12 protein-coding genes are annotated in these 14,140 nt (G+C 40.1%); 3 read left to right on the top strand and 9 right to left on the bottom strand.

Going from position 1 to position 14,140, the window contains the following annotated elements; genetic code table 11:
• Positions 1-4: 4 nt before the first annotated feature.
• From cyoB to ppsA, 4 genes are all read right to left on the bottom strand, one after another.
• Positions 5-1,993 (bottom strand): cytochrome o ubiquinol oxidase subunit I, encoded by a 1,989-nt coding sequence (gene cyoB, locus AC1M9I_RS04325; RefSeq protein WP_180027639.1) that lies wholly within the window; start codon positions 1,991-1,993, stop codon positions 5-7.
• A gap of 3 nt (positions 1,994-1,996) precedes the next feature.
• Entirely contained in the window at positions 1,997-3,061 is a 1,065-nt protein-coding gene (cyoA, locus tag AC1M9I_RS04320; protein WP_092766177.1) for a ubiquinol oxidase subunit II, read from the bottom strand.
• A gap of 289 nt (positions 3,062-3,350) precedes the next feature.
• Positions 3,351-4,112, bottom strand: a complete 762-nt coding sequence (locus AC1M9I_RS04315; RefSeq protein ID WP_092766178.1) for an RDD family protein — start codon at positions 4,110-4,112, stop codon at positions 3,351-3,353.
• Positions 4,113-4,192: 80 nt separating this feature from the next.
• Entirely contained in the window at positions 4,193-6,571 is a 2,379-nt protein-coding gene (gene ppsA / locus AC1M9I_RS04310; protein ID WP_035267067.1) for a phosphoenolpyruvate synthase, read from the bottom strand.
• Positions 6,572-6,726: 155 nt separating this feature from the next.
• Here ppsA and ppsR point away from each other — a divergent pair, with 155 nt between their 5' ends.
• The gene (gene ppsR / locus AC1M9I_RS04305) at positions 6,727-7,563 is read left to right on the top strand and encodes a posphoenolpyruvate synthetase regulatory kinase/phosphorylase PpsR (RefSeq protein WP_035267069.1); all 837 of its coding nucleotides are present in this window, start codon (positions 6,727-6,729) and stop codon (positions 7,561-7,563) included.
• Positions 7,564-7,731: 168 nt separating this feature from the next.
• On the opposite strand, the gene AC1M9I_RS04300 is transcribed toward ppsR, so the two are convergent.
• From AC1M9I_RS04300 to AC1M9I_RS04280, 5 genes are all read right to left on the bottom strand, one after another.
• Complete coding sequence (locus AC1M9I_RS04300; RefSeq protein WP_092766179.1) at positions 7,732-8,289, bottom strand: NAD(P)/FAD-dependent oxidoreductase; 558 nt, start codon at positions 8,287-8,289, stop codon at positions 7,732-7,734.
• A 20-nt stretch (positions 8,290-8,309) separates the two neighbouring features.
• Positions 8,310-9,239 carry a ferritin-like domain-containing protein gene (locus tag AC1M9I_RS04295; RefSeq protein ID WP_481610739.1) on the bottom strand — a complete coding sequence of 310 codons (930 nt, stop codon included), beginning with the start codon at positions 9,237-9,239 and terminating at the stop codon, positions 8,310-8,312.
• A gap of 289 nt (positions 9,240-9,528) precedes the next feature.
• The gene (locus AC1M9I_RS04290) at positions 9,529-10,533 is read right to left on the bottom strand and encodes an LLM class flavin-dependent oxidoreductase (RefSeq protein WP_481586991.1); all 1,005 of its coding nucleotides are present in this window, start codon (positions 10,531-10,533) and stop codon (positions 9,529-9,531) included.
• Positions 10,534-10,664: 131 nt separating this feature from the next.
• Entirely contained in the window at positions 10,665-11,171 is a 507-nt protein-coding gene (locus AC1M9I_RS04285) for a hypothetical protein (RefSeq protein ID WP_092766182.1), read from the bottom strand.
• Positions 11,172-11,372: 201 nt separating this feature from the next.
• Complete coding sequence (locus AC1M9I_RS04280; RefSeq protein ID WP_092766183.1) at positions 11,373-11,801, bottom strand: glycine zipper domain-containing protein; 429 nt, start codon at positions 11,799-11,801, stop codon at positions 11,373-11,375.
• 401 nt (positions 11,802-12,202) lie between these two features.
• Here AC1M9I_RS04280 and prfA point away from each other — a divergent pair, with 401 nt between their 5' ends.
• Positions 12,203-13,291 (top strand): peptide chain release factor 1, encoded by a 1,089-nt coding sequence (prfA, locus tag AC1M9I_RS04275; protein WP_035267080.1) that lies wholly within the window; start codon positions 12,203-12,205, stop codon positions 13,289-13,291.
• The gene (gene prmC / locus AC1M9I_RS04270) at positions 13,291-14,109 is read left to right on the top strand and encodes a peptide chain release factor N(5)-glutamine methyltransferase (protein WP_481588386.1); all 819 of its coding nucleotides are present in this window, start codon (positions 13,291-13,293) and stop codon (positions 14,107-14,109) included. Before prfA ends, prmC begins: the two co-directional genes overlap by 1 nt.
• The last annotated feature ends 31 nt before the right edge of the window (positions 14,110-14,140 follow it).

The following is a 14,140-nucleotide window of genomic DNA, read 5'->3' as shown; positions in this document are numbered from 1 at the left end:
ATCCTTAGTCCTTCTTCAAGTGTTTTTCGAGTAACGCATAACGTTCGTTTTCAATACGTTCTACTTCAGCAGCTGGAACATAGTAATCCACTTTCTTCGTGAATGAGCTCCAGATAAAGCCAATGATTGCAGAAACGAAAGAAACAATCGCTAACCACCAAATGTGCCAGATAAGTGCAAAGCCCATAACAGTGATGATCAGTGCAATAAGTACACCCGCAGCACGGTTAGTTGGCATATGAACATCTTCATATTTAGCAGGACGTGCGTAAGCTACACCATTTTCTTTGTCAGTCCAGAAGCGGTCGATACCGTTCGCTTGAGGCAGTACTGCAAAGTTATAGAATGGAGCTGGAGATGAAGTCGCCCATTCAAGCGTACGTGCATCCCATGGATCGCCTGTAACGTCACGAGTTTGTTCACGTTGTAAGAAACCAACAATGATTTGCATGATGAAACAAGCAATACCAATTGCGATTAATACAGCGCCGAATAATGCGATACCAACATATGGATCCCAGTCTGGGTTGTCATACGAGTTTAGACGACGAGTCATACCCATGAAACCTAGGATATACAATGGCATGAACGCGAAGTAGAAACCGAAGAACCAGAACCAGAAGCATGCTTTGCCCCAGAATTCACTTAACTGCCAACCGAACATTTTCGGCCAGTAGAAAGTAATACCAGCAAACATACCAAATACAACACCACCAATAATTACGTTATGGAAGTGAGCGATTAAGAATAGTGAGTTGTGTACAAGGAAGTCCGCAGGTGGAACCGCCATAAGTACACCAGTCAAACCACCGATACCGAAAGTCACTAAGAAGCCAACTGTCCAGTACATTGGTGATGTGAAGGTAATACGACCCTTATACATTGTGAATAACCAAGAGAAGATTTTCACACCTGTAGGAATCGCAATAATCATGGTCATGATACCGAAGAACGCATTAACGTTGGCACCTGAACCCATTGTAAAGAAGTGGTGTAACCATACTACGAATGCAAGAACTGTAATCGCGATCGTTGCATATACCATTGATTTGTAACCAAACAATGTCTTACGAGAGAATACAGAAGTAATCTCAGAGAATAGACCGAATGCAGGTAGGATCAAGATATAAACTTCTGGGTGACCCCATGTCCAAATCAAGTTTACATACAACATTGGGCTACCACCCATGTCATTTGTAAAGAAGTGGAAACCGAAATAACGGTCAAGCGTTAACATTGCAATTGTTGCAGTTAACACTGGGAATGATGCGATGATCAATACTGAAGTACATAAAGATGTCCACGTAAAGATCGGCATATCCATAAGACCCATGCCAGGAGCACGCATTTTAATGATGGTAACGAAGAAGTTAACACCAGTAAGAAGTGTACCAAGACCAGAGATCTGAAGTGCCCAGATATAGTAGTCAACACCAACACCAGGAGAGTATTCGATACCTGAAAGAGGAGGGTAAGCCATCCAACCAGTTGCCGCAAACTCACCAAGCGCAAGAGAAACCATCATCAAACCTGCAGCACCAGCGAATAACCAGAAGCTTAAAGAGTTTAATAATGGGAATGCTACGTCACGCGCACCAATTTGTAGTGGAACAGAAATGTTCATCATACCCACTACAAGACCCATCGCTACGAAGAAAATCATGATTACACCGTGTGCGGTGAAAATCTGGTCGTAGTGTTCAGGGTGTAGATAGCCTTCGCCGCCGCCTTTTGCAAGGAACAATTGAAGACGCATCATAATCGCATCCGCGAAACCACGTAATAACATGATCACAGAAACGATAAGGTACATAATACCAATTTTTTTATGGTCTACAGATGTGAACCATTCGTTCCACAAGTAGCCCCATTTTTTGAAATAAGTGATACCGGCAAATACTGCAATACCACCTAAAATCATCATTAACACTGTTACCTGTACGATTGGATCGTACGGGATAGCATCTACACTTAACTTACCTAAGAAGCTCATGTCTTATTCCCCTACAACTGAAGAAGCAGGTTCAGCATTTACATCAGCAGCTACAGCATGACCTTCAGCTTTAGCTGAGTGATCCGCACCGTGGTAGTTTGCCATGTATTTGTTGATAATTGATTCAAACAAGCCTTTTTCAACAGAAGAGTAGTAAGTCACAGGATGAGGATGTGCCTTATATGGACCTTCTTTTTGAGCAATTTCAGCTTGTTGCTTCTCTAGATCGGTTTTAGCGTTACGAACCATCGCAGCGATTTGTTTCTCTGAACGGTTACCATCACGCAAGGTTGCAAATTCAGCTTGGTCTAAAACTGTTTTTTGAACAGCTTCAGGGTTAATTGAAGTACCGTTACCAGCTTTTACTGCAGACACCCATTCAGCGAACTTAGCTTCTGAAACAGAATGAGCTTGGAAGCGCATTTGTGTGAAACCATAGCCTGAATAGTTCGAAGAGAAACCACGGTATACACCTTCATTATCCGCAAGGACGTGAAGTTGAGTTTGCATACCCGCCATTGCATAAATCTGACCAGCTAACTGAGGAATGAAGAAAGAGTTCATTGTGAAGTTAGAGGTGATATTGAAATTAATCGGAGTTTTTTCTGGGAAACGAACTTCGTTAACTGTTGCAATTTCTTGTTCAGGGTAAACAAAAACCCATTTAAACTGTTCAGCAATAACTTGAATAGTTAAATGTGATTTCTCTGATTCTAGCGGACGATAAGGGTCATACTTGTGTGAGCCCCACCATGTTAAATACGCTAAAATACCAATAATAATACACGGGATACCCCATACTACGATTTCAATAATAGTAGAGTGTGCCCATGTAGGTTTATAGTCTGCATCTTTATTTGACGCACGATATTTCCAACTAAACCATAAAGCCATCAATGCTGATGGAATTACTACCAATAGCATGAGGTAGATCGCAGTCATCATAAGATCAGACTGACCTTGTGCTACTGGACCTTTTGAGTTTAGAAGTACCATATCACCGCCACACCCTGTTAAGAGCACGGCAAGCGTTGATAAAGACAATACAGCTAAAATTGTTTGTCTCATTTTACAACCTCGGTGAAGAGTCCCATTCCCTAATAAAATTATGGGATAGCGATTATAGTGTCACATGATTGAAAAACAGAAAATGACATTTACTGAATTTCAGTCATATGACACCGCTACGTTGTAGGGCATTATGCCCTATAACGACCAACTAAGCTATATGTAAAGTGCCTTTAAATATAAGGATTAAACCCAATTTGTTTGGTCGGAATTGGTTGAAGAATTAATTACTTTTGGTATGAAAACAGAGGCAAAACAAAGGGGAGCATTTGCTCCCCTAAGATAAAAATTATCGTTTTATGACTTTAGTTTTTGCTAATTTATCGTGCAAAGTTTGTCTTTTTTGACTTAGACCGAAGGCATGATCAATGATGGTAATGAATGGCATAAAGAGTAAATTCAATACAATAAAAATCACACTACGCAATGTGAATGCGCGCATTAAGTTTACTTGCTGTCCATTTTCAGCATCAACAATTTGAATTTTTGCTACTTTTTTTCCTAAACTCTGACCACTTTTCGCAATTAAAAATGCTTGAGCAGCTAGCATTAATACAATGTAAACCAACATTGCTTGCCAAGCTTCCATTGGAATCAATGTAAATAACTGTTCCTGTAATTTGATTGCTTGATCTGATGAGCTAGCATTCTGCATTTTTTGCTGAAGTTCAGTCAATTGAGCAACTTGTTCTTCCTGCATAAAGAATGATGGAATCACCATGGCAGGCAACCACAGCGCCAGATCAACGAGTTTAGCTAAAAATCGTGATCCAATTGAGGCAAGTTCTTGCTGTGCAGTATTTTTTTGAACATTGACACTCGAAATTGAAGGATTTGAATAGCTTTGTTGTGCTGGTGGAGTGGGTTGATAGCCTTCAGGTTGGTAATATAATTTTCCTTGAGTGAGTTCACCTAAAGCTTTCCATTCAGTCATACCTTGATGCCAGACCAAGTCTGTGAGTAAAACTTGTTGGCTCGAGAGCATTTGATTTAACTGCTCTACCGTATACGGTCCAGCTTGTTGATTATTTCTCGCCAAGTAAATTTGCATAAACCTAATTTCTCAAAAATTACTAAAAATAATGGGGTAAAAAAAAGACCCATGAGTGGGTCTTTTTTTAACATAGTTTATTAAGCTTGTTTAGTCTTTTCTTCAGATAAGAAGAACCATGTATCTAAAACTGAGTCTGGGTTGAGTGAAACAGATTCGATACCTTGTTCCATTAACCAACGAGCAAGATCTGGGTGGTCTGATGGTCCTTGACCACAAATACCCACATATTTGCCTGCTTTACGACATGCATGAATCGCCATTGAAAGAAGTGCTTTTACTGCTGGATCGCGTTCATCAAATAAATGAGAAACGATGCCTGAGTCACGGTCAAGACCAAGCGTTAACTGAGTTAAGTCATTTGAACCGATTGAGAAGCCATCAAAATGCTCTAAGAATTGTTCAGCAAGTAGAGCATTAGTTGGTAATTCACACATCATGATCACTTTAAGACCATTTTCGCCACGTTTTAAGCCATTTGCAGCAAGAAGTTCAATAACACGTTTTGCTTCAGCGACTGTGCGGACGAATGGGATCATGATTTGAATGTTAGTTAGACCCATTTCATCACGAACTTTCTTCAATGCACGGCATTCTAATTCGAAGCAGTCACGGAAGTTGTCAGAAACATAACGGCTTGCACCACGGAAGCCCAACATCGGGTTTTCTTCTTCAGGTTCGTATAACTTACCACCGATTAAGTTCGCATATTCATTTGATTTGAAGTCTGACATACGTACGATGACAGGTTTATCAGCAAATGCAGCAGCAAGTGTAGAAATACCTTCAACGAGTTTTTCAACGTAGAATTCAATCGGTGAAGAGTAACCTGCAGTACGGGTCATCACAGCTGCACGTGTTTCGCGAGGTAAGCTGTCAATATTGAGTAATGCTTTAGGGTGAACACCAATCATACGGTTGATGATGAACTCTAGACGTGCGAGACCAATACCTTCGTTTGGAATTTGAGCGAAGTCAAATGCACGATCAGGGTTACCAACGTTCATCATGATTTTGAACGGAAGTGTTGGCATAGATTCAATCGAGTTACGTTGAACTTCGAAATCTAAAGCGCCTTCGTAAATGAAACCTGTATCGCCTTCAGCACATGAAACAGTTACTTCTTGACCATCAACAAGTACTTCTGTTGCGTTACCACATCCAACAATCGCTGGAACACCGAGTTCACGTGCAATAATCGCGGCATGACAAGTACGACCACCACGGTTTGTAACGATCGCAGCAGCACGTTTCATAACTGGTTCCCAATCAGGATCGGTCATGTCAGAAACAAGAACGTCGCCATCTTGGACTTTGTCCATCTCTTTGATTGAATTAACAATACGGACTTTACCAGAACCGATACGTTGACCGATTGAGCGACCTTCACAAAGAACTGTACCTTTTTGTTTTAATAGGTAGCGTTCCATTGTGCCGACATTCTCACGACTTTTCACAGTTTCAGGACGTGCTTGAACGATGTAAATTTGACCGTCATCACCGTCTTTCGCCCATTCGATATCCATTGGCGCACCATAGTGTTGCTCAATGATTAACGCTTGCTTAGCAAGTTCTTGTAATTCTTGATCATTTAAAGCAAATTGTTGGCGTTCAGTTTTTTCAACATCCACAACAACAACTGATTTACCTGCAGAGCCTTCTTCACCGTAGATCATTTTTTGGTGCTTAGAGCCGAGGTTACGACGCAATACTGCGTGTTTACCGGCATTTAAAAGTGGCTTAGATAAATAGAATTCATCAGGGTTTACAGCGCCTTGAACGACCATTTCGCCTAAACCGTAAGATGCAGTAATGAATACAACGTCACGGAAACCAGATTCAGTGTCCAGTGTAAACATTACACCAGCAGCACCAGTCTCTGAACGAACCATACGTTGCACACCAGCAGAAAGAGCAACGATGTCATGATCGAAGTTTTGGTGTACACGGTAAGCAATTGCGCGGTCGTTATAAAGTGAAGCAAAAACTTCTTTAATCGCGATTAAGACGTTATCAATACCGCGGATGTTTAGGAAAGTCTCTTGTTGTCCTGCAAAAGATGCGTCTGGTAAATCTTCTGCAGTCGCAGATGAACGAACGGCAACCGCGATCTCAGGGTTGCCGTTAGAAAGAGTTGCGAATGCATCACGAACTTCTTTTTCAAGTGCTGGAGTAAGCGGAGTATCAACGATCCATTGACGGATTTTAGCACCAGTTTCAGCAAGTGCATTTACGTCGTCAACATTGAGTTGTTTGAGCTCGGCTGAAATTTTGGCATTTAGACCACTTTGCTCAAGGAATTCACGGTAAGCTGCAGCAGTTGTTGCAAAACCACCTGGAACTGATACACCAGCATTTGCTAAATGGCTGATCATTTCGCCTAGAGATGAGTTTTTACCGCCCACGATTTCTACGTCGTGTTTACCTAATTTTTCCAGACCGATTACGCGTGCTTCCAAAGTTGTTACTCCACTTTTGCAGTATTAATCACTATCTTGGCATGATATTTTTCTGTGAAAACTTAGCAAACTTTCATTACTAAGCGACAGTCATGTAAGATCGGTTTACTATAAAGATTATATAGTACTTAGACAAATATTTGAGGATTAATTTAATGGCAGAAAGTAAAGATATTAAACGAAGTGTTTTTTTTATTTCCGATGGTACTGCCATTACGGCTGAAACACTCGGGCATTCTTTATTGGCTCAATTTCCTCATGTCGATTTTGATATTCATATCATTCCGTATATCACTACAGAAGAAGCCGCAATGAACGTCGTTGCAGAGATTAACGCGCGCGCAGAGTCTGATGGCCAACAACCTCTTGTCTTTGATACTCTTGTGGATCCCTATGTTCGGGATATCATCAATACGGCAAATGCGGTTAATTTAGATGTGTTTGAAGGGTTAATTAGTAAGCTATCTGAGGTGCTTGGAACAGCCCCTACAACTTTAGTCGGACAAACGCATGCTGTGACTGATTCTGAGTCTTATAAGGCACGTATTGATGCTGTACATTTCGCGCTGGATAATGATGATGGTGCACGTACAAGACACTATGATAAAGCAGACTTAATTTTGATTGGAGTTTCGCGTTCTGGTAAAACACCGACCTCAATTTATTTGTCATTACAATTTGGTATTCGAGTTGCGAACTATCCGTTAACTGAAGAAGATTTGGATGACAACCGTTTGCCAGCAGTTTTACGTCCACATAAGCATAAATTGTTTGGATTAATGATTGATGCTGATCGTTTGGTGGCAATTCGATCTGAACGCAAAGCCAACAGTCGTTATGCAAGTTTTAGCCAATGTCAGATGGAATTGCGTGCAATCGAAGGTATTTATATTTCTGAAGGGATTAAATATCTAAATGTTTCAGAAATGTCGATTGAAGAAATCTCAACACGAGTATTGCAAATGACAGGCTTGAAACGCCGGATTGGTTAAATCTGTAAATCTAATTTAATAAAAAAGAAGCACTAGCTGTGCTTCTTTTTTATTAAGAGATTAATCGTCATAAATACTCATAAAATTCAAAAATTATATAATTCAAGTGTCTATAATTTCATCATGAAATGTCATTTAGATTCGCATTTATCTACAAAATGATGATCACTATTCGTACGTTGTAATAATAATATCTACTAAGTGTTCGATTCCTTCCATACTTTGAACGGCATTTTCAGTAATTTTCACGACTGGCCATGTGATCAATTTACAGTTTTCTCGCTGTAAGGCGTTGTAATAATGATCGGATTTAAAAAATATTTTTTGCGACGAAGCTGGATTTGGCATCAATTGTCTTTTTAACCAAGTATCTGAAATCTGAGAATCTAAATATCGTATTGCCAAAGTCGTCTTAATTCGCTGATTAAATAATCGTTTATTTTTAGCGATGAGGGGATGAGCAATAATTTTTTGAATCCCTTTTTCAGTGTGTGGCAAAACGAAATGAGGTGTCATTTGAAATACTTTGACGAATAGCGCATTTTGACAAACCACATCTAAATGTGAAACTGACATTTGATTGGCACCAATAATCGCGACCTTTAATCCTGAAAAATCGGTTTGTTTGATGTCCTCAGCTGAGATAATTTTTCCTTTAAAGTTGGAAAAATACTCAGCTTCATTATGAAAGAACGAATCCGTGTGGGCTTTATTCCTTTTTTTCATTTCTGTACCTAATTATTGTTTTAGTGGGTTGCTTTTGGTTCTGCAGTTAATTCATATATCCAAGAAGGGATTTTAGGTAAAGATTTTTCTGGAATCTTATCAGTCATTTTTACCATGGTGTCGACAGGGGTATGAAACCATTTATTACGTCGGTTCATGGCACTTCGTGCATGGAAGTTAATAATTTGATACCAAGGATTACGACGACCTTCTGCAGTACGTCCACCTATTCGAGCAAATTTGTGCATCGCTGCATAGAGCTTTTCTTCTGGCAGACCTAGTTTAATCACATTATCACGCATTTTATTAATGAGTGGTAAGTAGGCAAGAATACCAAGTAATAAACGTGGATCTACAACTCGCGCAGCCATTTTAGAAAGCTCAATAAAGGTTTTATTGTAGCCTTGATCCTCCATGACACTAAATCCAACACCTAAATGACGAGCTTCATCGCCATTAATCAGTTTAAAAGCTTGATGGCAAACTGGGTCTTCTACAGTATCCAATAGGAATGTACAAAGTGCACCATCAAGAGCGACTTCCAGCATCGGAATGACAGCACCTAGAATATAGAAGGGCATTTCATCAGCATAAGTGTCGAGCCATTCGATAATCAGTCTTAAATTTTTATTGGGTTTAGGAATATCGCCTTCAAGCATACCCCATCTTTTCATCAGTGCCATTTCGGCATTGGCGTGACGCTGTTCCTCAGCGTGGAAAATGGCATACATTTCGCGAAGCGTATCTGTCGGTGCTTTTTTTGACATCGCAGAAAATGCACGAGCACCTACATGTTCGATCCACATTAGATCAGCCATAAAATCTTTAAGCTTGGGCCACTGTTCTGCGGTGACTAATTCTTTGCCAGGAGCATCCCAGTCAATATCCGAGAGTGTCCATTGAGTATGTTTTACTTTATCCAACATTTTTTCTAAGTCGATAGAGGCCATGTTATACATCCGTATTTATTTTTTAATCATGAAATTTTATCGCTTAAAAATGTGATGTGTTTTGCAGAAGTGCTTATTTTAGTTTGATATAAAATGCCAAATTTTAAGTATTTGATTGTGAATAATTAATATTATTGGTTAAAAGAATTGTTTCATTGGAATAGTCTTTTAGGGACATTTGATGTCATTTATTGCCAATAGTTGTTTGACAAACTCAAGAAATGAAAGAGTAATTAATTATAGATTTGAAATCAAAACCATTACTCAATCATTTCAGGATTTTTTTGATCTAAGCATTTTGCTTAATTTGCATTAAATACTCAAAGTTTTGAATGCGTTTGTCTGTATCGTAGATATCACAGGTAAAAATAAACTCATCTACATCATAAGGCACCAGTAGTTGTTCAAGACCTTGTTTCACTGTTTCTGGTGATCCGATTTGAGCCATTGCGTAAAAATTGTCAACTGACATCTTTTCTGGAGCAGACCAAATTCCATCCATTGATTTAACTGGAGGTTTGAGTTTTAAGCTTTGCCCACGCATTAAGCCTAATACACGTTGATAAGCGCTAGTAGCCAAGTATTCAGCTTCTTCATCAGTATCAGCTACAACAGTTGGAACGCCCATAGATACATAAGGACGATCCAAATATTCAGAAGGTTCGAAGTTTTCTCTGTAAAGTTGAATCGCTTGACCCAGCATACGAGGGGCAAAGTGAGAAGCAAAAGAATAAGGTAAGCCAAGTTTAGCTGCCAATTGTGCGCTAAATAAGCTAGAACCTAACAGCCATACGGGAACATGTGTTCCTTGACCTGGTGTCGCTTTGATTCTCTGATGTGGCGATGGTTCCCCCAAATAGCTCAAAATTTCGAGCACGTCTTGTGGAAATTGATCTTCAGTCTCTTGACGACCTCGGCGTAAGGCACGCATGGTCAATTGATCTGTACCTGGTGCGCGTCCTAGTCCGAGCTCAACTCGATCAGGATAAAGCGTTGCTAGTGTTCCAAATTGTTCTGCTACAACAAGTGGTGCATGATTAGGCAACATGATTCCGCCAGAACCTACTTTTAAAGAGGAGGTGTTAGCAAGGATATAGCCTAATAACACAGCTGTAGCTGAGCTAGCGATACCATCCATATTATGGTGCTCTGCAAGCCACAGTCGTTTAAAACCCAATTGTTCGATTTTTTGTGCTAACTCCAAAGCATGCTGTAGTGAAAAAGCAATCGTTTTATCATCACGTACAGGAGCGAGTTCCAATACTGAAAACTCGATATCTTTTAAGCTTCGCATAACTTTCTACTCTTTTGAACACTCATAAAGATGTTAATACGAACTTGAGTATTTGTATATTGAAAAAAAACGATATAAGTGTAAATAAAAAAGCGCTCTAAGTTGAGCGCTTGAATTCTAAGAGTTTGGGATTAGCGTTTACCGTTTTTATACCAGCCTAAATGACGACCATTGTCACTTCTGTAATTACGGTCATTATAACGATAGTTTGAATTGCGATAACCGCTTTCACGGCGATCATAACGATCTCTATAGTCATCTTCGCGACGGTCTTCAGCCACTTTTTTTCCCAAAACTGAACCACCAGCTGAACCTAATGCAGCCCCAGCATAACCAGCATTTGTTCCGCCCATATTATTACCAACGGTGTAACCACCAGCACCACCTAATGCAGCACCAATTGCAGCAGCATTACGATCTTTTTTGTTCGCTGATGCAGCTGCGCCACCAGCACCACCAATCGCTGATCCGATCATTGCTCCAGTCGAGCCACCCATTTGTTGACCAATCGCAGCACCAACGACTCCACCTAAAGCAGATGTGAGGGCAACTCTAGACGAACTATCAGCATAAGCAGTTGTTGTACTCAAGGCCGCAGTTGCGATCGCAGCAGCAAATAATTTTGAATTAAATTTCATGGTGAACTCCTTGTCGAAGTCTTATATTTGATGGTTTTAATTTAATCCAAATTTCTGTAATCATTTGGGAGAGCAAGTTGCTGGTTTGTATTTTTCTCTCCCTAATTTATCCATAATTAATTTGTTAATAAAAAAATGCGCCCTAAGGCGCATCGAGGTGAATACAGAGTATTCAAAGGGGAAACTATCAATCAGATTATATTAACGACGACTATGTTTTTTCTTTTTCCATTTACGATCTTGACGTGAATCATATGCTTTGTCTTTCGCAATTTTGTTACCAAGAGCAGCACCACCAGCAGCACCTAAAGCAGAGCCGATATAACCGCCATTGGTTCCACCCATACTATTACCTACGGTATAACCCGCACCGCCACCTAATGCACCACCAATAGCAGATTCAGTGCGGTTACGTTTATTACTAGCAACAGCAGCACCACCAGCACCACCAAGTGCTGCACCTAAAGTTGCACCTGTTGTACCACCCATGTTTTTACCAATTGCTGTACCTGCTACACTACCTAAAGCACTCGCAGCAGCGACACGCGCTGTACTGTCTGCATGTGCAGATACCGTGAACATTGATGCAGTGGCTAAGGTGGCTGACATTAATAGGGTATTCAATTTCATGTGTGACTCCATGTCCTTGTTCGTGGACGAGTAATAATTCGTTGAGCACAATGTAACAAGAATTGAAGCGCTAAATATGTAGAAGTTAACCTAGAGTTTTACGTTTTGGTTGCACAATGTTGTTTTTATATTACAGCTGATCATTCAATATGCATTATTGGGCTGATTAAGAAGAAACTATGGAGAGTTGATTCAGTAAACATTTTTTAAACTTGGCAGTTATGGAGCTAATTTTTGATTATCCATTAATTGGGTGTGACAAGGATCGAAAAATGGTTTTGCAAAGTCATTCTATATAAATATGTTAATTGAATGTCAGAGTCGTTAAACTACTCGCAATTTTAGAAATATTAATTTAAGGCAGTCCTTAAGTTAATCCAGTATTAGAGATTTTATTTAACATGAAAGAATCGTTACGTTTACGATTAGACCAACTTTGTGATCGTCATGAAGAATTAGAAGCGCTATTGGCTGATGTTGAAGTCATTTCCGACAATAAGCGTTTCCGTAATTTGTCACGTGAACACAATGATTTGACTGAAATCACCACTGTTTGGAAAAAATATACCCAAGCGGAAGAAGATATTGTAACGGCTGAAGCAATGTTGTCAGATCCTGACTTTAAGGAAATGGCACAAGAAGAAATTAAAGAGAATAAAGCATTAATTGAATCTTTAGAGGCAGAATTGAATATTCTGATGATTCCGAAAGATCCAAATGATGCGAACTCTGCATATCTGGAAGTACGTGCAGGGACAGGTGGCGATGAAGCTGCGATTTTCTCTGGTGATTTATTCCGTATGTACAGTAAATATGCTGAATCACAGGGTTGGCGTGTCGAAATCCTTTCTGAAAATGAAGGTGAACATGGCGGTTACAAAGAAATTATTTGTTTAATTAATGGTGAAGGTGTTTACGGACGCTTAAAATTTGAAAGCGGTGCTCATCGAGTTCAGCGCGTTCCTGCAACTGAATCACAGGGGCGAGTTCATACTTCAGCTTGTACCGTTGCAATTCTTCCTGAAATTGATGTTGATACGACTGTAGATATTAACCCTTCAGACTTGCGTATTGATACTTATCGTGCATCTGGGGCGGGTGGTCAGCACGTTAATAAAACGGATTCTGCTGTACGAATCACGCATATTCCGACAGGTACTGTTGTTGAATGTCAGGAAGAGCGTTCACAACATAAGAACAAAGCAAAGGCAATGGCATTATTGGCATCTCGTCTTGAGAATGCTAAACGTGCAGCAGCTGATGCTGCGACATCTGAAATGCGCCGTGATTTGGTGGGTTCAGGTGATCGTTCAGAACGTATTCGTACCTATAATTATCCTCAGGGTCGTATGACTGATCATCGTATTAACTTAACTTTATATAAGTTGGATGCAGTGATGGAGGGAGATTTGACTGAGCTTTTAGATAGCTTACATCGTGAATATCAAGCGGATCAATTGGCAATGCTTGCACAGCAGAATGGTGGTTAATGAACATTCAACAAGCGCTTGCACTGCGTGGTGAGCCTGAAAGTTATGAGCGTCAAGAAAATGCTTGGTTGCTCGAACATATCACTAAAATCGATTCATTCGATTTGGTGATGAAGAAGGATAAAGAGCTCACTGCAGAACAAGAGCAGGCGTATCGAGAGGCGATTGCTCGGATTGAAGCAGGTGAGCCTTTAGCTTATGTCACAGGTTCGCAACCTTTTTGGACATTGGACTTAAAAGTGACGTCCGATACTTTGGTGCCTAGACCAGACACCGAAGTTTTGGTGGAGACAGTTTTAAAGTTAGAGTTGCCTGAGGATGCGCGCGTTGTAGATTTAGGAACTGGGACAGGCGCCATTGCATTGTCACTCGCTTCCGAACGTCCTAATTGGTCTGTAACAGCAACCGATATTTATGAGCCTACATTGGAGGTCGCTAAATTTAATGCTGAGCAACATGACTTAGATCAGGTTGAATTTGTATTAGGCAGTTGGTTAAAACCGTTTGGCCGTCAATTTTTTGATGTCATTGTGTCTAATCCGCCTTATATTGATCCAGCAGATGAACATATGCACAATTTGGCGACCGAACCTCAACGTGCATTAATCTCTGATAAAAAAGGTTTAGCGGATCTTGAGCAAATTATTTTACAAGCCAAGAAGCATCTGACTGTTGAAGGTTGGGTGGTACTTGAGCATGGATATGATCAAGCAGACGCTGTTCAGCATCTATTTCGTCAAGCAGGTTATAAGAAAGTGAGAACCGTTAAAGATTATGGTGGTAACGATCGCGTGACTTTAGCACAATGGCCTCATTAGAAATAAAAAAGCGACTTTAGGTCGCTTTTTT

The sequence above is a fragment of the Acinetobacter sp. ANC_7553 genome, assembly GCF_056779895.1.
Note: the sequence above shows the minus strand (reverse complement) of the source record. Positions and strands in the feature narration are given on the sequence as shown.

Coding starts and splice junctions, on each gene's coding strand:
- cyoB (WP_180027639.1), bottom strand. CDS start 1,993: ATGAGCTTCTTAGGTAAGTTAAGTGTAGATGCTATCCCGTACGATCCA.
- AC1M9I_RS04290 (WP_481586991.1), bottom strand. CDS start 10,533: ATGCGAAGCTTAAAAGATATCGAGTTTTCAGTATTGGAACTCGCTCCT.
- AC1M9I_RS04315 (WP_092766178.1), bottom strand. CDS start 4,112: ATGCAAATTTACTTGGCGAGAAATAATCAACAAGCTGGACCGTATACG.
- AC1M9I_RS04285 (WP_092766182.1), bottom strand. CDS start 11,171: ATGAAATTTAATTCAAAATTATTTGCTGCTGCGATCGCAACTGCGGCC.
- cyoA (WP_092766177.1), bottom strand. CDS start 3,061: ATGAGACAAACAATTTTAGCTGTATTGTCTTTATCAACGCTTGCCGTG.
- AC1M9I_RS04280 (WP_092766183.1), bottom strand. CDS start 11,801: ATGAAATTGAATACCCTATTAATGTCAGCCACCTTAGCCACTGCATCA.
- AC1M9I_RS04300 (WP_092766179.1), bottom strand. CDS start 8,289: ATGAAAAAAAGGAATAAAGCCCACACGGATTCGTTCTTTCATAATGAA.
- AC1M9I_RS04295 (WP_481610739.1), bottom strand. CDS start 9,239: ATGGCCTCTATCGACTTAGAAAAAATGTTGGATAAAGTAAAACATACT.
- prmC (WP_481588386.1), top strand. CDS start 13,291: ATGAACATTCAACAAGCGCTTGCACTGCGTGGTGAGCCTGAAAGTTAT.
- ppsR (WP_035267069.1), top strand. CDS start 6,727: ATGGCAGAAAGTAAAGATATTAAACGAAGTGTTTTTTTTATTTCCGAT.
- prfA (WP_035267080.1), top strand. CDS start 12,203: ATGAAAGAATCGTTACGTTTACGATTAGACCAACTTTGTGATCGTCAT.